We start from the raw sequence: 16,929 nt of genomic DNA, 5'->3' as shown, positions 1-16,929 counted from the left end.
CGGTGTCGGCGCGAACGGTGCACGGCGTGCAGGAGGCGGGCACCTCACCCGGTCTCGACGACGGGGTCAGCTGGTGAGCAGCCCCCGCACGATCCGCAGCCCCACCGAGAGCCGCGCGAGGTCGGCGTCCTCGTCGGAGCAGATCTCGCCGAGGGTGCTGGCGGCACGGCCCACCGCGGTGGCGTCGCCGTCCTCCCAGGTCGAGATCCGCGCGGTGGCCGACTCGTCGTCGCCGGTGGCGGCGATGACCCGCAGGGTCAGCTGCAGGTGCACCGAGTGCAGGTCGTCGCGCAGCGCGGCGCGCGCCATGGTCTGCCAGCGGTCCTCGCGCGGCAGCCCGAGGATGCGCAGCACCAGCGCGGGCAGCCCCAGCCGCTCGCCGAGGGCGAAGTGCACCCGGGCGACCTCGGCGGGGTCGAGGCCCTCGCGGGTGGCGGCGTCGACGATGCCCAGCACCATGTACGCCGGCGGCAGGACCGCCACGCGGGTGGCCAGGTCGTCGGGCACGCCGCGCTCGACCAGGCGGTCGCGGCGCTGCTCGAAGGCCGCCAGCTCGCGCCCGGTCATCAGCTCGGGCAGCTGGGCCACGGTCTCCTGGACCGGCCCGGCCAGCTGCTCGACGGTGGCGCTGCTGTCGAGCGGGGCACGCCGGTTGGCGACGAGCCAGCGGGTGGCCCGCTCGACCAGGGTGCGCATCTCCAGGCGCATCCGGGTCTGCACCGAGGCGTCGAGCTTGTTGTCGTAGGAGTGCAGCTCCTCGCGCAGCGGCAGCGACCCGAAGATCTCGCGGGCCACGAAGTTGGCGTGGGTCAGCTCGGCGGCCCCCACCCCGGTCTCGCCGCCCAGGCGCGGCCAGAACGTCATGCCGGCGCCGTTGACCAGGTCGTTGACCACCTGGGTCACGATGATCTCGCGGCGCAGCGGGTGCTTGCGGATCTGCTCGGTGAAGCGTTCGCGCATCGCTGTGGGGAAGTAGACCAGCAGGTCCTGGTCGAGGTAGGGGTCGTCGGGCACGTCGGACTCGATGAGCTCCTGGGCCAGCACGATCTTGGTCCAGGCCAGCAGCACCGACAGCTCCGGCGCGGTCAGCCCCTCCTTCTTGTCGGCCCGGCGACGCACCTCGCGGCTGGTGGGCAGGCCCTCGACCGCGCGGTTGAGGACGCCCTCGCGCTCGAGGCGCTTCATGAACTCCTCGTGCACGTGCAGCAGCGACGGCGCGTGCGAGAGCGCGTTGGCCAGCGCCAGGTTCTGCTCGTAGTTGTCGCGCAGCACCAGCGCGGCGACCTCGTCGGTCATCGCCGCCAGCAGCTCGTTGCGCTGCTTGCCGGTCAGGTCGCCGTCGGCGACCACCCGGTCGAGCAGGATCTTGATGTTGACCTCGTGGTCGGAGGTGTCCACCCCGGCGGAGTTGTCGATGAAGTCGGTGTTGACGCGACCGCCACCGCTGTCGGGGTCGCCGCCCAGGCGGGCGTACTCGATGCGCCCGGCCTGGGTCAGGCCCAGGTTGCCGCCCTCGCCGATGCAGCGCGCCCGCACGTCGCGACCGTCGACGCGGATCGGGTCGTTGGCCTTGTCGCCGGCGTCGGCGTGGGTCTCCTCGCGGCTCTTGACGTAGGTGCCGATGCCGCCGTTCCACAGCAGGTCGACGGGCGCGGTGAGGATGGCGCGCATCAGCTCGGCCGGCGTCATCGACGACACGTCGTCCTTGATGCCGAGCGCCTCGCGCACCTGCGGGGTGATCGGGATCGACTTCTTCGAGCGCGAGTGCACCCCGCCGCCCTCGGAGATCAGCGAGGTGTCGTAGTCCTGCCAGCTGGTGCGCGGCTGCTCGAAGAGCCGCTTGCGCTCGGCGTACGACGTCGCGGCGTCGGGCGTGGGGTCGAGGAAGATGTCGCGGTGGTCGAAGGCGGCCACGAGCCGGATGTGCTCGGAGCAGAGCATCCCGTTGCCGAACACGTCGCCGGACATGTCGCCGATGCCGACGCAGGTGAAGTCCTCGGTCTGGCAGTCGATGCCGCGCTCGCGGAAGTGGCGCTGCACCGAGACCCAGGCGCCGCGGGCGGTGATGCCCATCGCCTTGTGGTCGTAGCCGACCGAGCCGCCGCTGGCGAAGGCGTCGCCGAGCCAGAACCCGTAGTCCTTGGACAGCTCGTTGGCGATGTCGGAGAAGGTCGCGGTGCCCTTGTCGGCGGCGACCACCAGGTAGGAGTCGTCGCCGTCGTGGCGCACCACGTCGACCGGCGGCGCGGTGCGCCCGTCGACGAGGTTGTCGGTGATGTCGAGCAGGCCGCTGATGAAGGTGCGGTAGGAGGCGATGCCCTCGGCCATCCACGCCTCGCGGTCGGAGGGGTCGGGCAGCTGCTTGGCGAAGAACCCGCCCTTCGCGCCGACCGGCACGATGACGGTGTTCTTGACCATCTGCGCCTTGACCAGGCCCAGCACCTCGGTGCGGAAGTCGTCGCGCCGGTCGGACCAGCGCAGCCCGCCGCGGGCCACCGAGCCGAAGCGCAGGTGCACGCCCTCCACGCGCGGGGAGTGCACGAACACCTCGTACTCCGGGCGCGGGCGCGGCAGGTCGGGGATCGCCGACGGCTCCAGCTTGAGGCTGAGGTACGACTTGGGCTCGCCGTCGTCGGTGCACTGGTAGTGGTTGGTGCGCAGGGTCGCGCCGATGTGGGTCAGGTAGGAGCGCAGGATGCGGTCGTGGTCGAGGCTGGCGACGTCGTCGAGCGCGCCGGCCAGCCGCTCGCGCAGCTGCTCCTCGCGCTGCTCGCGGTCCTCGCAGGTCGGGTCGAAGCGGACCTCGAAGAGCTGCACGAGCAGCCGGGTGATGTCGACGTTGCTGCTCAGCGCCTCCTCGATGGTGTCGAGCTGGAAGGGCGACCCGCCCTGGCGCATGTACTTGGCGTAGGCGCGCAGCACCGAGACCTGGCGCCAGCTCAGCTCGGCGGCCAGCACCAGCACGTTGAAGCCGTCGGTGTCGGTGCGCCCGTCCCAGATCGCGCGCAGCGACTGCACGAACAGGTCGCGGGAGCGCTCCGGCAGCGAGCGGCCGTAGCGCAGCCCGAACTCGTAGATGTAGGAGGCGCGCTCGAGGCCGTCGATCTCGTACGGGCGCTCGTCGACGACCTCGACGCCGAGGCTGGAGATCATCGGCAGCACCTTGGACAGCGACAGCGGGCTGCCGACCCGGTAGACCTTCAGGCGCACCTCGCCGCGACCGGCGTCGAGGTTCTCGTGCAGCGCCAGGTCGAGGCCCTCGTCGCCCTCGATCGCCTCGAGCCGGCCCAGGTCGACCGCGGCGGTGCGCGCCGAGTAGTCCTCCTTGAACGCCTCGGGGAAGGAGTCGGCGTAGCGCCGGCCCAGCACCGCCCCGGCCTGCTCGCCGTACTCGGAGAGCACGGCGGCCAGGAAGTCGTCGCGCCACGAGCGCGACGCGTCGGCCAGGCGCCGCTCGAGGTCGGTGGTGTCGAGGGCGCGCAGCTGGCCGGTGACGGTCGGGTCGCTCTCGCCGCGCGGCAGGTGCACCACGAAGTGCACGCGCGCGGTCGTCGACTCGTTGATCCGCACGGTGAACTCGATGGACTCGCCGCCCAGGCGCTCGAGCAGGATGTCGCTGAACCGCTCGCGCACCGCGGTGTTGTAGCGGTCGCGGGGCAGGTAGACCAGCACCGAGACGTAGCGCCCGTAGGTGTCGGGACGGATGATCGCGCGCACCGCACGCCGCTCGCGCGCGTGCATCGCGGCCTCGGCCATCGTCGCGAGCTGGCTCACGTCGGTGTGGAAGAGCTCGTCGCGCGGGTAGGTCTCCAGGGTGTCCATCAGCGCGCGGCCGGCGTAGGAGCGCGGGTCGAAGCCGCTGCGGCGCAGCACCTCGCGGGCCTTCTCGCGCAGCAGCGGGATGCGGGTGAGCGACTCGGCGTACGCCGTCGAGGAGAACAGGCCCAGGAAGCGCTGCTCGCCGGTCACCTCGCCCCGCTCGTCGAACGTCTTGACCCCGACGTAGTCGAGGTAGGCCGGGCGGTGCACGGTGGCCCGCGAGTTGGCCTTGGCCAGGACCAGCAGGCACTTCTCGCGGGCCTTGACCTTGACCGGCTCGGGGAGCCGGGCGAAGGAGGTGCTGTGGGCCTGGTCGGCGCGCAGGATGCCCAGGCCGGTGCCGGGCACCGCCCGCAGGACGTCGTCCTCGCCGCCGTCGATCTCGACGGTCTCGAGGCGGTACTCGCGGTAGCCCAGGAAGGTGAAGTGGTCGTCGACGAGCCACTCGAGCAGCTCGGCGCCCTGGCGGACCTCCTCGGCGGTCAGCTCGACCGGCGGGTCCTCGCGCAGGCCGCGCACGACGTCGAGCATCCGCTGCCGGGTGCGCGGCCAGTCCTCGACGGCCTCGCGCACGTCGCGCAGCACCCGCTGGACGTCCTCGACGATCTGCTCGGTGTCGTCGTCGTCGGCGAGCCGGTCGATCTCGACGTGCATCCACGACTCGCGCACCGAGGAGTCCTGCGGCTCCATCGCGCCGTCGTCGACGACCCGGGCGCGCTGGAGCTCGCCGGTGATGTCGCGCTCGACGTCGAAGTGCGGGTGCACGACCAGGTGCACGTCGCGCAGCTGGCGCGAGAGCTCCATGGTCAGCGAGTCGACGAGGAAGGGCATGTCGTCGGTGACGACCTCGACGACGCTGTGCCCGCCGGCCGACCAGCCGTGCTCGGCCAGGGTCGGGGTGAAGACCCGCACCGAGGCGCGGCCCTGGGGTCGCTGCTGGGCCAGGCGGTAGTGGCTGGCCAGGGCCCCCCACACGTCGCTCTCGGCGCGCTCGGCGAGGTCCTCGGGGGCGACGTGGCGGTAGTAGGCGGTGAGCAGGTCGCCCACCTCGGCGTGCGGCGGGCCGCCGCTGCCGCGGCCGGCACGCGCCAGCTCCGCGGCCTTGGAGATCAGCTCGGACTTGTCGAGATCGTGCGTCGTCGTTGACACGTTCCCGACCCTAGGACCCCGACGTGACGCGGACAACACGGGCCCCGGGGTGGTGCGGAGGTGTGCCGGGGGCTCAGAGCTGCGAGCGCAGCTCCCACAGCAGCGGGTAGTACTGCAGCGGCAGCCGCGAGCGCAGGTACGTCGACCCGCTGGACCCACCGGTGCCCGACTTCGCCCCGATCATCCGCTCCACCATCACCACGTGCCGCGCCCGCCACGACGCGGCCAGCTCGTCGTGCTGCAGCAGCGCCTCGGCCAGCGCCCACAACGCGGCGTGGGAGTCGCGGTCGTGCGCCACCGTGTGCAGCGCCCGCGCCACCTGCTCGTCGTCGCCGACGTCGAAGCCGGCGCCGCCCAGGGCGGTGACGAAGGCGTCCCACAGGGTCGGCTCCTCGAGCCGGCGGCGCAGCCGCTCCTGCTCGTCGTCGCTGAGGCCGCGGAAGCGGTCGAGGTAGCCGGGGTCCTTCGCGCCGGAGAGGAACTCCAGCTCGCGGAACTGCACCGACTGGAAGCCGCTGGCCGGCGCGAGCCGCTGGCGGAACTCCAGGAAGTCCTGGGGCGTCATCGTCTCCAGCACGTCGACCTGCTGGACCAGGGTGCGCTCGATGACGTGCACGCGCGCCAGCAGGTGCTGGGCCCACCACAGCCGGTCCCGACCCGCGCCGGGCGGCGAGAGCAGGGCGTCGCGGGCGGCGGTGACCTCGTGCAGCAGCTGCTTGAACCACAGCTCGTAGACCTGGTGGATCGTGATGAACAGCAGCTCGTCGTGCGCCGGCGGGTCGGACTCGAGGTGCTGGCTGTCGAGGAGCTGGGGCAGGCGCAGGTAGGACCCGTAGGTCAGCTGCGCCCCCTGCTCACCGAAGGACACGAACGTCTCGTCGCCCCGCGTCGCGGCACCCTGACCTGGCTGACCACTCATGGCCCCAACCTCGCACAGCGCCACGGCGAGGTCTTGGTGGAGGGTCGGCGCGCCGCCTAGGGTCCCGCGGTGCGCTCCCCCCACCTCCGCCGTCCCCACCGCCGTCCAGCCGCCCTGGTCAGCACCCTGTCGGCCGGGGTGCTCGTCGCCGGGCTGGGCGGGTGCGCCGGCTCCGGCACCACCAGCTCGGCCGGCTCCACGGAGACACCCAGCCCGACGTCCGGCCCCACCTCGAGCCCGACGTCCGGCCCCACCGCCACCCCGAGCCCGGAGGCCCTCGCCGTCGGCGACCTCGCCAAGGACCCGGCGGCCCGCAAGGCGGTCGCCCGGGCGGTCCGGGCGCTGCTCACCGCCGGCACCGGGACCGTCACCGTGCGCGCCGACCTCGCCCCCGTGGCGAGCATCCGCGAGAAGGGCAGCTACGACATCGACGGCCAGGACTGGGCAGCGACCCGCACGTTCGACGTCGACGGCCAGGACCTGACCGCCGAGATGCTCACGGTCGACGCCACGAGCTGGATGCGCATGGACGCCCCCGGCTGGGGCTGCTGGGTGGGCGCGGGCGCCCTCCAGGCCACGATCGGCGTCCCGAGCGCGGGCGCACCGCACCCGGCGCCGGTGATCGCGGCGTCGTACCTCGTGGGTCGCGAGCAGGTCGGCCCCGGGACCTTCCTGGCCACCGCCGACCTCGTGACGCTGGTCCAGCTGCTGAGCAGCAAGTCCCTGGTGACCGGTGAGCTGGACCCCGAGAGCGACATCCCCGTGCCCGCGACCGTCACGCTCTCCGAGGGGGTGCTGGAGAGCATCTCCGTCCGGGTGCGCGACCTGCTGCCGGCCCTGGAGGGGGCCGGGGTCGCTGCCGAGGCGCTGGCGGACCTGCGCGAGCTGCGGCGCTCCGGCGGGGAGGCGGCCCGGACCGCCGAGGAGGTGCTCGACGGCTCGCTCGAGGCCCGCTTCGCCGACGTGGGCGCGCCGGTCTCCATCACCGCGCCCGGCCCCGAGGAGGTGCTGGAGGAGGTCGACGAGGCGACCTTCGAGCAGGACCTGCGCTCCTGCCCCGCATAGCGACATACCCACGGCATGATGGCGCCCATGAAGTTCACCCACGAGCTCACCTACGACGCCTCCCCCGCCGACGTGTACGCCATGCTGAGCGACCCCGCCTTCCGCGAGAAGGTGTGCGCCGCCCAGCGGGTCGTCTCCGCCGAGGTCACCCTGACCCCTCGCGGCGCCGACGGCTTCAGCCTGGTGGTCGACCAGGTGCAGGACACCAGCGACCTGCCCTCGATCGCCCGCAAGATCACCGGCGACACCACCCAGGCCGTGGTGGAGGAGGAGTGGACGAGCCCCTCGGGCGGCACCGTCACGATCCTCTCCCCCGGCAAGCCGACCTCGATCGGCGGCACCGTGGCCCTCGAGGCCGACGGCAGCGGCACCCGCGAGGTGGTCACGCTCGACGCCAAGGTGAAGGTCCCCCTGGTGGGCGGCAAGCTCGAGTCGATGCTCGCCGAGCAGATCAGGAAGAACCTCGACGTCGAGCAGGGCGTCGGCACCGCCTGGCTGGCGGGTGAGCGCTGATGTCGAAGCACCTGGTCGAGGAGATGGCGTACGACGCCCCCCTCGCCGCGGTCGCGGCGATGCTGGCCGACCCGGCGTTCCGCGAGGAGGTCTGCGAGCGGCAGCGGGTGCTGCGCCACGACGTGCGCGTGGACTCCTCCGGCGACGTGCTCGAGGTGCGCATCGAGCAGGTCCAGGACGCCGCCGGCGTCCCGTCGTTCGCCAAGAAGCTGATCGGGGACGAGATCACGATCGTGCAGGAGGAGCGCTGGACCCGCCCCGAGGCGGGCGAGGTGACGATGACGATCCCCGGCAAGCCCGGCGACATGCGCGGCACGATCACGCTCGTGGAGCGCGACGGCGTCACCACCGAGACCGTCGACCTGACCGTCAAGGTCTCGATCCCGCTGGTCGGCGGGAAGGTCGAGGGCCTGGTGACCGACATGCTGCGCAAGGCGCTGCGGGTGGAGCACAAGGTGGGGCGCGACTACCTGTCGCGCTGAACCGGGTCCTCGGGCCGCTCGACCGGGTCGTGCCCGTCGTCGTGCTCGTCCTGCTCGTGGCGCGAGCGCCACCAGACCACCACGCCGAGCACCACGAACGGCCCGAAGGCCAGCGCCAGGGTCAACGCGCGCTCCACGGGGTGCAGGGCACCGAGGTGGAGGGCCACCAGGTGGGTCTGGGTCGTCATCGTGACCATTGTCGCTCACCCCTGGGTGGCGGAATGCGGCAGGCACCCCGGCCGGTTGGGACAGACATGCCTTCCCTCTTCCAGCCCCTGACCGCCGGCGCCCTGACGATGCCCAACCGCCTCGTGATGGCGCCGCTGACCCGCAACCGCGCCACCGGCACGGTGCCCGGCGACCTGCAGGTCGAGTACTACGCCCAGCGCGCCTCCGCCGGGCTGATCATCACCGAGGGCAGCCAGCCCACCGCCGAGGGCCAGGGCTACCCGAACACCCCCGGCTTCCACTCCCCCGAGCAGCTCGCCGGCTGGCGCCGCGTGGCCGACGCCGTGCACGAGCGCGGCGGACGGATCGTCGCCCAGCTGATGCACGCCGGGCGCATCGCCCACCCCGACAACACCGGCGGCCAGGAGGTCGTGGCCCCCTCGGCCATCGCGGCCCCCGGCGAGATGTTCACCGCGACCGGCGCCAAGCCGCACTCGACCCCGCGGGCGCTGACCACCGAGGAGGTCCCCGACGTCGTCCAGGGCATCGCCCGGGCGGCGCGCAACGCCGTCGAGGCCGGGCTGGACGGCGTCGAGGTGCACGCCGCCAACGGCTACCTCATCCACCAGTTCCTGGCCCCGGGCTCCAACACCCGCGACGACCGGTACGGCGGCTCCCCCGAGAACCGCGCCCGCTTCGCCGTCGAGGTGACCCGGGCCGTGGCCGAGGCCGTCGGCCCCGAGCGGGTCGGCATCCGGATCAGCCCCGCGCACAACATCCAGGGCGCCACCGAGGAGGACGCCGCCGACGTGCGCGCGACCTACACCCACCTCGTCGAGCAGCTCGCGCCGCTCGGCCTGGCCTACCTCAGCATCCTGGCCGACCCCCGCCTCGACCTGGTGCAGGACCTCCGCTCGGCCTTCGGTGGCGTCGTGCTCGCCAACGACGGCTTCGGCGAGGTCACCACCGCCGAGTCGGCCCAGGAGATCCTCGACAAGGACCTCGCCGACGCGGTCGCGGTCGGGCGGCTCTTCATCGCCAACCCCGACCTGCCGCGCCGCTGGGCCGAGGGTGCCGGGCTCAACGAGCCCGACGCCGCCACCTTCTACGGCGGGGGCGCCGAGGGCTACACCGACTACCCCGCGCTCGAGGCGTGACCTGACGCCGCACCGCTCGTTCACCGGGGCAAGGCCGGGTCGCTCGGGTCCGGCCACGTCTCGGAAAGGTGGTACCGACATGGCCAAGCGCCTCGTCGCCGTCCTCGCCCTCTCGTTCGGTCTCTCGCTGGTCGCCGCAACCGCTCCGGCCTCGGCCGCGAGCATCTGCATCGACTACGACATCTCGATCAACGGCCAGGGCCAGGCCGGCAGCCAGTGCCTGCCCGGCTGATCCACTCGTGACGCACGAGCGCCCCGCCCGGTCTCCCGGGCGGGGCGCTCGTCGTCGTGGGTCTCAGCCCATGTAGGGGTAGCGGTAGTCGGTCGGCGGCACGAACGTCTCCTTGATGGAGCGCGGGCTGGTCCAGCGCAGCAGGTTGACCGCGGCACCGGCCTTGTCGTTGGTGCCCGAGGCGCGACCGCCGCCGAAGGGCTGCTGGCCCACCACGGCACCGGTCGGCTTGTCGTTGATGTAGAAGTTGCCGGCCGCGAAGCGCAGCGCCTCACGGGCCCACGCGACCGCCGCCCGGTCCTGGCTGATGATCGCGCCGGTCAGCGCGTACGGCGCGAACGACTCCATCTGCTCCACGACCGACTCGAAGGCCCCCTCCCGGCTGTCGTCGTAGACGTGCACGGCCAGGATCGGGCCGAAGTACTCCGTCGCGAACATCTCGTCGTCGGGCTGGTCGGAGACCACGACGGTGGGCCGCACGAACCAGCCCACGGAGTCGTCGGTCTGGCCGCCCGCGACGACCTCGAGGCCCGGGGTCGACTGCGCCCGCTCGATCGCGGCGACGTGCTTGGCGAACGCGCGCTCGTCGATGACGGCACCCATGAAGTTCGACAGGTCGGTGGGGTCGCCGACCTTGATGGCCTCGACCTCCTCGACCAGGTCGTCCTTGATCCGGGCCCACACCGAGGCCGGCACGTAGGCACGCGAGGCCGCCGAGCACTTCTGGCCCTGGAACTCGAAGGCGCCGCGGACCATGGCGGTGCGCAGCACGGCGGGGTCGGCGGAGGGGTGGGCGACGATGAAGTCCTTGCCGCCGGTCTCGCCGACGATGCGCGGGTAGGAGCGGTAGCCGGTGATGTTCTCGCCGACCGTGCGCCACAGGTGCTGGAAGGTCGGCGTGGAGCCGGTGAAGTGGATGCCGGCCAGGTCGCGGTGGGTCAGCGCCACCTCGGAGACCTCCAGGCCGTCGCCGGGCAGCATGTTGATCACGCCCGGCGGCATCCCGGCCTCCTCGAGCAGCTCCATGATCAGCGAGGCCGAGAGCTGCTGGGTGGGGCTGGGCTTCCACAGCACCACGTTGCCCATCAGGGCCGGGGCGGTCGGCAGGTTGCCGGCGATCGCGGTGAAGTTGAAGGGGGTGATCGCGTAGACGAAGCCCTCGAGCGGGCGGTGGTCGGTGCGGTTCCAGATGCCGGGGCTGTTGGCGATCGGCTGGTCGGTCAGGATCTGCTTGGCGTAGTGGACGTTGAAGCGCCAGAAGTCGATGAGCTCGCAGGCCGAGTCGATCTCGGCCTGGAAGGCGGTCTTCGACTGGCCCAGCACGGTCGCGGCGTTGAGCCGCTGGCGCCACGGGCCGGCCAGCAGGTCGGCGGCCTTGAGGATGATCGCGCAGCGGTCGTCGAAGGACATCGCACGCCAGGCCGGCGCGGCCGCGAGGGCGGCGTCGATGGCGTCCTGCGCGTCGGCGCGGGTGGAGTTGTGGGTGGTGCCCAGCACGTGCTGGTGGTCGTGGGGCTGCACGACGTCGATCGCCGCGCCGCCGCCCTGGCGCCACTGGCCACCGATGTAGGCGGGCAGCTCGCGGGGCTCCTTCTCGAGCACCGCGATCTGGTCGAGCAGCGCCTCGCGCTCCGCGGAGCCGGGGGCGTAGTGGAGGTTCGGCTCGTTGACGGGAGCCGGCGGGAAGGAGATGGCGTCCATGGCCCGACCCTAGGCGCCCGGGGCCCCCTGGACCAGTTGACCGATCTCCTGGGTCGCGAACCACGCCAGGTCGTCGTCGGGGGCGGCACCCTCCTCGGTGTCGACGTGCACCGCGGCCACCTCGCGCACCGTGACCGGGTCGCCGCGGCGGGCCACCTCGGCCACGACCACGACCCGGCGCCGGCCGGCGCCGACGATGCCGGCGGAGGTCTCGGCGGCCTCGAGCAGCGCGGCGTACTCGGCGTCCTCGCTGTCGTCCTCGGCCTCGACGGCGGCGTCGGTGGTGAGCGGCTCGCCGGCGTGCAGGCGCGCCAGCAGCTCCAGGCTCGAGGGCAGGTAGAGGCGGGTCATCAGCGCTTCACGCTCTTCTTGCGGCGACCGCGCGGCGCGCGCGGGCGGACCCCCGAGACGGTGTCGAGCAGCTCGTCGAGGGCCTCGGCCAGGCACTGGCCCAGCACGTCGGCGTCGGGCACCTTGTCGCGGTCGGCGGTGATGCCGTAGGAGACCTGCCCGTCGTACGACGTCACGCCGATGGCGAGCAGGTGGCCGGGCAGCAGCGGCGGGACCGGGTAGGTCTCGACCATCCGCGCCCCGGCGGCGTAGAGCGGCGACTGCGGGCCCGGCACGTTGGTGACGATCAGCTGGGCGCCGCGCCCGGCCTCCCAGGCCGCGACGCGTGACCCGATGGCGTGGAAGGTGCTCGGGGCGAAGCCGGCGATGCCGGCGAGGCGGTTGGCGGCCACGCCCCGGCCGGTCTCGGCGTGGCTCTGGAAGGAGTAGGAGACCTGGTGCAGGCGCACCACGGCGCTGGGCTCGCCCACCGGCAGGTCGACCACGTGGGCGGCGATCTGGCTGCCCAGCGAGGTCGCCTCCAGCTCGCTGTCGATGACCGAGACCGGCACGACCGCGCGCACCCGCCGCAGCCCGGCCATCGACTCCGAGCGGGTCATCAGCCAGGCCCGCAGCGCGCCGGAGACCGTGGCGAGCACCACGTCGTTGACGGTGCCGCCGTGCCCGTCGCGGATGCGCTGGTGGTCGGCCAGGGTGGTGTGCACCGACACCACGCGGCGCTGCTGGGAGTGCCGGCCGCTGATCGGGGTCTCCCGCTCGCCGCCGCGGCCGGTGAGCGCGCCGAGCACCTGGCCGGCTCGCTCGCCGGCGGCGTCGGCGCCGCGCACCAGCGCGGCGGAGGTGCTGCGCAGCGTCTGGCCCAGCACGTCGGGGCGTGTCAGGTTGTCGCGCACGGCACCGGCCACCAGGCTCGGCACAGAGGGCCGCTTCCAGGCGTCCCAGTCGTCGCCGCCGAGCAGCTTGGGCTCGGGCGAGGTGTCGAGCAGCACCTGGGCCAGGTCGACCGTGTCGACCCCGTCGACCAGGGCCTGGTGGGCCTTGTAGAGCAGGGCCACCCGGCCGTCGGCCAGACCCTCGACGACGTACACCTCCCACAGCGGCTTCGAGCGGTCGAGCGGCCGCGAGACGATGCGGGCCACCAGCTCGCGCAGCTGCTCGGGGGTGCCGGGGCGCGGCAGCGCCGAGCGGCGCACGTGGTAGCCCAGGTCGAAGTCGGGGTCGTCGATCCAGATCGGGTTGGCCAGCCGCCCCGGGACCGCCTTTAGCCGCTGGCGGTAGCGCGGCACGAAGGAGATGCGGTCCTCGATGAGCGCGAGCAGCTGCTCGTGGTCGAAGCCGGACGCACCGGGCTCGAAGACCTCCACGGTGGCGTTGTGACGCGGCGTCGAGGGTGTCTCCTCGGCCAGGAAGGCCAGGTCGCGCGCCTGCACCCGGGTGGTCATCTGGTGGGGCCCCTCTCGCCGTCGACCTTGTCGTGCATGGGATTCTGTCAGAGACGACCCCCCGCGGCCGACCGGCCACGACAGGAAGAGCCTCATGCACCGCGTCCCGACCCGTCCCTCGTCCCGCGGCCTGGCCGCCCTGGCCGCCCTCGTGCTGCCCCTGGCACTGGTCGCCTGCGGCTCCGACGAGCCCGACAGCGGCGCCGACGGCACCCAGGAGCCCGTCGCCATCGAGATCACCGTCGAGGACGGGGCGATCACCCCCAAGGGCGACCGGATCGAGGTCGGGGTCGGCGACGAGGTCGTCTTCACCGTCACCTCCGACGTCGCCGGCTCGGTGCACGTGCACTCGACCCCCGAGGCCACCTTCGATTACACCGAGGGCACCACCGAGGAGACGCTGACCTTCGAGCGTCCCGGTGTCGTCGAGGTCGAGGCGCACGACCCCGACCAGCTGATCGTCCAGCTCGAAGTCTCCTGACGTGGGGCTGAGGCTGGACGACGCGGCGCGCACGGTCGAGGCCCACGGCATCGGCGGGGCCAAGGACCTGCCGATCTCGCCGGAGCTGGCCATCGCCGGCGCCGTCGCGGCGCTGACCATCTCCTTCACCGTCCTGGCCCTGGCCTGGCGCACCCCGCGCTACGCCTCCCAGGACGTGCCGCCGCGCGGGGGCCACCTGCTGCCCGACGCGCTGCAGGACGTCCTCGACTCGGCGCTCTGGCGCGGCGCGCTGCGGGTCGTCGGCCTGCTGTTCTTCGGCTGGGCCGCACTGGCCGCGGTCGCGGGCCAGGACCTGCTGACCAACCCGTTCTTCGGGATGTTCTACGTGTGGCTGTGGGTCGGCCTGGTGCCGGCCTCCCTGCTGCTGGGCCCGGTCTGGAAGGCCGTCAGCCCGGTGCGCACCTTCCACCTGCTGCTGGCCAAGGTCTCGGGCTCCGACCCCGCCCGCGGCGTGCTGGCCTACCCGGCCCGCCTCGGCTACTGGCCGGCCGCGCTGGGCCTGTTCGCGTTCGTCTGGCTCGAGCTGGTCTACCCCTACTCCACCGAGCTGGGCCCGGTGCGCCTGTGGGCGTCGGTGTACGTCGCGGTGATGCTCCTGGGCGGTGCGCTCTTCGGCGACACCTGGTTCGAGCGGGCCGACCCCTTCGAGGTCTACTCCTCGCTGGTCGCCAAGCTGTCGGTGTGGGGCGAGCGCGACGGGCGGGTCGCGATCCGCTCGCCGCTGGCCAACCTGGCCACCACCGAGGTGCGCCCCGGGCTGGTGGCGGTGGTCGCGGTGCTCTTCGGCAGCACCGGCTTCGACTCCTTCCGCGAGTCGCCCACCTGGGTGCGCTTCCTGCTCAACACCGACGCGATCGCCAGCCGCGACTGGGCGGCCACCGTGGCCGACAACATCGCGTTGCTCGTCTTCTGCGGCGGGGTCGGGCTGCTCTTCGCCCTGGGCACCATGCTGACCGGGGTCGGCCACGGCCAGCGGCGCCGGCACCTGCCCTCGCAGTTCGCGCACACGATGATCCCGATCATCGTCGGCTACATCGCCGCGCACTACCTGTCGTACTGGCTCGAGGTCGGCCAGGACACGCTGATCAAGGCCAGCGACCCGATGAGCACCGGCGCCGACCACCTCGGCACCGGCGACTGGAGCGTCAACTACTGGCTCTCCTACCACCCCACGCTGCTGGCCAACCTCAAGGTGCTGGGGGTCGTGCTGGGCCACGTGGTCGCGGTGGTGGCCGCCCACGACCGGGCGATCTCGCTGCTGCCCAAGCGCCACCAGCTCACCGGCCAGCTGCCGCTGCTGCTGCTGATGGTCGGTTTCACCGCCGGCGGGCTCTTCCTCCTCTTCGCTGCCTGAGCCCGGCGGGCGCCGCGGCCGGAGCCGCCCCGACCAGGGCGTCGGCCAGCTCGGCGACCGCGCGGGTCAGCGGTGACTCGCCGCTCTCCAGCAGGGTGCGCCCGGCCACCAGGGCCCGGTCGACGCCGGCACGGTCCTCGGGCAGGAAGTGCAGCGAGGCGGGGGCCACGAAGCCGTGCACCATCGAGGCGACCTCCTCGCGGGTCCAGCCCAGGGTGGGTCGCATCTGGTTGACCGCCACCCGCACCGGGGTGCCCGGCCAGCGCTCCGCCAGCTCGACCAGCCCCCGGGCCAGCCGCGAGAGCCCCACCGGGTCGGCGGTGCCCACCACCAGCACCTCGTCGGCGACGTCGAGCGCACCCAGGGTCAGCGCGTTGCGGCCGGGCCGGCCGCCCAGGTCGGCGGCCGGGTCGTCCTCCAGGGAGGCGCCGGTGTCGACCACCACGTGGCCCTGCTCGCGGCCCAGCTCGAGCAGGAGCTCCAGCGAGCCGGCGCGCACCTCGCTCCACCGGTCCGAGCGCGGCAGCCCGGTCACCACTCGCAGGTGCGGCCCGAGGGCCCGCTGCACCGAGGCCAGCCGCTCCTCCAGCACGCCGGCCGTGGCCAGCCGGGCCGCGGCCAGCAGCCCCGAGACCTCGTCGAGCACACCGAGCTGCTGGGCGGTGCTGCCGGCCTGCGGGTCGGCGTCGACGAGCATCGTCGTGCTGCGGCGGCGGGCCAGCTCGGAGGCCAGCGCCACGGCGACGGTGCTGCGACCGGGGGCCCCGGCCGGGCCCCACACGGCCAGCACCCGCCCGGGTGCCGGGGCCCCGTCGGCGTCCTGGCTCCCCTCGGCGTCGAGGGAGGCCAGCACCCGCGGCGGTGCGCTCGGCGGGCCCGGGGGCGGCGGGGCGCCCGGCCCGCCGGCGTACGCCGCCCGGTCGGCCACGCGGGTCGGCTCCGGGCTCGCCTCGGGCGCGGTGACCGCGTCGGCGACCGTGTCGACGCGTCCCTCGGGCACCAGCGTGCGCACCCCGATGCGCGAGGCCCGCAGCCTGGCGGTGTCGGGGGCCACGGAGGCGGGCACGACCGCGACTGGGCGCACCCGGTAGCGGCGCAGCAGGTCGACGGCCGCGGCGTCGAGGCCGTGCGCGTCGAGCCCGAGCACCGCCGCGTCGGCCTGCCCGGCCGACGCGGCGGCCAGCAGGTCGTCGACGTCGACGCAGCGCTTGAGCAGCACCACGCCGCTGCGGGCGTTGAGCGCCTCCACGGCCGTGGACTCCCAGGCCGCGCCGGCGGCGGCCACCAGCACGACGACCGGGTCGGACCCCACCCCCGGACCCACCCCCGGGCCCACCGCTGGGCTCACTGCTGGGCCCGCGAGACGAGGACCGTGGGCTCGCCGAGGCGGCCGAGCAGCGCGACGTAGGCGTCGGCGTCGTCCTCGGGCACCGCGACCACGACCCGTCGCTGCCCCGAGGAGCCGAAGCCGCCGTCGGGTGTGCTGGCGTCGACGACGGTCACGTCGGCGAGCACCGGCCCGGGGTCGAGCTCGACCTTGCGGCCGTCGGCGTCGCGACCGGTGGCCAGCAGGTAGACGTCGACGGTCATCCCGGCACCGAGGTCGGGCAGGCGCTCGGGGTCGACCGAGAGCGGCAGCTCGACGCGCCCGGAGTCCTGCGCCGAGCCGAGCGCGGCCGCGGGCACCAGCTCGCCGGCCGCCACCGGCCGCAGCAGCGTCGCGTCGGCGGGCAGCTCGTCGTCGGCGCCGAGGTAGCCCTCCAGGGCCAGCGCGTCGTCGAAGCGCACCCGCTGGGCGACCAGGTCGTCGGGCTCCAGGCGCTGGCCCGCCCCCAGGTCGCTGCCCGCCGACCACACGGTCACCATGTCGTCGGCGGCCGCGAGCAGGCGGGCACCGAGCACCACCGAGGCCGCGACCAGCGCGACGCCGACCCACAGCCGCGGGTCGCGCCACCCGGGGCGCCCGGCCCGTACGGCGCCGGGGACGGCGCCGGGGGTCGCGCCGGGGACGGCGCCGGCGGCGGTCGGCGCGCTGCTGGTCTGCTGGTCGGTCGTCACGGCGGGCATCATGCCCA

General features: G+C 73.6%; 15 protein-coding genes. 7 read left to right on the top strand and 8 right to left on the bottom strand.

The features are described from left to right. Positions 1 to 66: 66 nt before the first annotated feature. Both OCU29_RS00965 and OCU29_RS00960 read right to left on the bottom strand, forming a co-directional pair. A complete protein-coding gene (locus OCU29_RS00965) occupies positions 67 to 4,968 on the bottom strand; it encodes an NAD-glutamate dehydrogenase (protein WP_261818461.1) in 4,902 nt (1,633 codons plus the stop codon). 73 nt (positions 4,969 to 5,041) lie between these two features. Further along, complete coding sequence (locus tag OCU29_RS00960; RefSeq protein ID WP_261818460.1) at positions 5,042 to 5,887, bottom strand: tryptophan 2,3-dioxygenase family protein; 846 nt, start codon at positions 5,885 to 5,887, stop codon at positions 5,042 to 5,044. 69 nt (positions 5,888 to 5,956) lie between these two features. Here OCU29_RS00960 and OCU29_RS00955 point away from each other — a divergent pair, with 69 nt between their 5' ends. Genes OCU29_RS00955 through OCU29_RS00945 form a run of 3 tightly spaced genes read left to right on the top strand, consistent with a single transcriptional unit; the run spans position 5,957 to position 7,947 of the window. Then, on the top strand, positions 5,957 to 6,952 hold the full coding sequence (locus tag OCU29_RS00955) for a hypothetical protein (protein ID WP_261818459.1): 996 nt from the start codon (positions 5,957 to 5,959) through the stop codon (positions 6,950 to 6,952). Between the two features lie 27 nt (positions 6,953 to 6,979). After that, positions 6,980 to 7,465 carry a DUF2505 domain-containing protein gene (locus tag OCU29_RS00950; RefSeq protein ID WP_179615674.1) on the top strand — a complete coding sequence of 162 codons (486 nt, stop codon included), beginning with the start codon at positions 6,980 to 6,982 and terminating at the stop codon, positions 7,463 to 7,465. Continuing rightward, entirely contained in the window at positions 7,465 to 7,947 is a 483-nt protein-coding gene (locus tag OCU29_RS00945) for a DUF2505 domain-containing protein (protein ID WP_261818458.1), read from the top strand. The genes OCU29_RS00950 and OCU29_RS00945 overlap by 1 nt, the downstream gene beginning before the upstream one ends. Here the strand turns inward: OCU29_RS00945 and OCU29_RS00940 are convergent. Next, complete coding sequence (locus tag OCU29_RS00940) at positions 7,932 to 8,135, bottom strand: hypothetical protein (protein ID WP_261818457.1); 204 nt, start codon at positions 8,133 to 8,135, stop codon at positions 7,932 to 7,934. The two genes, OCU29_RS00945 and OCU29_RS00940, sit on opposite strands and share 16 nt — an antisense overlap. A 66-nt stretch (positions 8,136 to 8,201) precedes the next feature. Here OCU29_RS00940 and OCU29_RS00935 point away from each other — a divergent pair, with 66 nt between their 5' ends. Next, the gene (locus tag OCU29_RS00935) at positions 8,202 to 9,272 is read left to right on the top strand and encodes an alkene reductase (RefSeq protein ID WP_261818456.1); all 1,071 of its coding nucleotides are present in this window, start codon (positions 8,202 to 8,204) and stop codon (positions 9,270 to 9,272) included. Between the two features lie 79 nt (positions 9,273 to 9,351). Continuing rightward, positions 9,352 to 9,504 (top strand): hypothetical protein, encoded by a 153-nt coding sequence (locus tag OCU29_RS00930; RefSeq protein WP_179615670.1) that lies wholly within the window; start codon positions 9,352 to 9,354, stop codon positions 9,502 to 9,504. A 63-nt stretch (positions 9,505 to 9,567) separates the two neighbouring features. On the opposite strand, the gene pruA is transcribed toward OCU29_RS00930, so the two are convergent. Genes pruA through OCU29_RS00915 form a run of 3 tightly spaced genes read right to left on the bottom strand, consistent with a single transcriptional unit; the run spans position 9,568 to position 12,998 of the window. Then, the gene (gene pruA, locus OCU29_RS00925; RefSeq protein ID WP_261818455.1) at positions 9,568 to 11,205 is read right to left on the bottom strand and encodes an L-glutamate gamma-semialdehyde dehydrogenase; all 1,638 of its coding nucleotides are present in this window, start codon (positions 11,203 to 11,205) and stop codon (positions 9,568 to 9,570) included. Between the two features lie 9 nt (positions 11,206 to 11,214). Continuing rightward, positions 11,215 to 11,556 (bottom strand): hypothetical protein, encoded by a 342-nt coding sequence (locus tag OCU29_RS00920; protein WP_261818454.1) that lies wholly within the window; start codon positions 11,554 to 11,556, stop codon positions 11,215 to 11,217. After that, positions 11,556 to 12,998 carry a wax ester/triacylglycerol synthase family O-acyltransferase gene (locus tag OCU29_RS00915; RefSeq protein WP_261818453.1) on the bottom strand — a complete coding sequence of 481 codons (1,443 nt, stop codon included), beginning with the start codon at positions 12,996 to 12,998 and terminating at the stop codon, positions 11,556 to 11,558. Before OCU29_RS00915 ends, OCU29_RS00920 begins: the two co-directional genes overlap by 1 nt. Before the next feature lie 94 nt (positions 12,999 to 13,092). Here OCU29_RS00915 and OCU29_RS00910 point away from each other — a divergent pair, with 94 nt between their 5' ends. Both OCU29_RS00910 and OCU29_RS00905 read left to right on the top strand, forming a co-directional pair. After that, the gene (locus OCU29_RS00910) at positions 13,093 to 13,479 is read left to right on the top strand and encodes a hypothetical protein (RefSeq protein WP_261818452.1); all 387 of its coding nucleotides are present in this window, start codon (positions 13,093 to 13,095) and stop codon (positions 13,477 to 13,479) included. A 1-nt stretch (position 13,480) separates the two neighbouring features. Continuing rightward, positions 13,481 to 14,854: a hypothetical protein gene (locus tag OCU29_RS00905; RefSeq protein WP_261818451.1), complete on the top strand. Its 1,374-nt coding sequence runs from the start codon at positions 13,481 to 13,483 to the stop codon at positions 14,852 to 14,854. Here OCU29_RS00905 and OCU29_RS00900 read toward each other — a convergent pair. Next, positions 14,817 to 16,166, bottom strand: a complete 1,350-nt coding sequence (locus OCU29_RS00900) for a hypothetical protein (protein WP_261818450.1) — start codon at positions 16,164 to 16,166, stop codon at positions 14,817 to 14,819. The two genes, OCU29_RS00905 and OCU29_RS00900, sit on opposite strands and share 38 nt — an antisense overlap. Before the next feature lie 32 nt (positions 16,167 to 16,198). Further along, positions 16,199 to 16,912 (bottom strand): hypothetical protein, encoded by a 714-nt coding sequence (locus OCU29_RS00895; RefSeq protein WP_261818449.1) that lies wholly within the window; start codon positions 16,910 to 16,912, stop codon positions 16,199 to 16,201. Between the last annotated feature and the right edge of the window lie 17 nt (positions 16,913 to 16,929).

Source organism: Nocardioides sp. OK12 (genome assembly GCF_024341885.1).
GTDB lineage: Bacteria > Actinomycetota > Actinomycetes > Propionibacteriales > Nocardioidaceae > Nocardioides > Nocardioides marinisabuli.
Note: the sequence above shows the minus strand (reverse complement) of the source record. Positions and strands in the feature narration are given on the sequence as shown.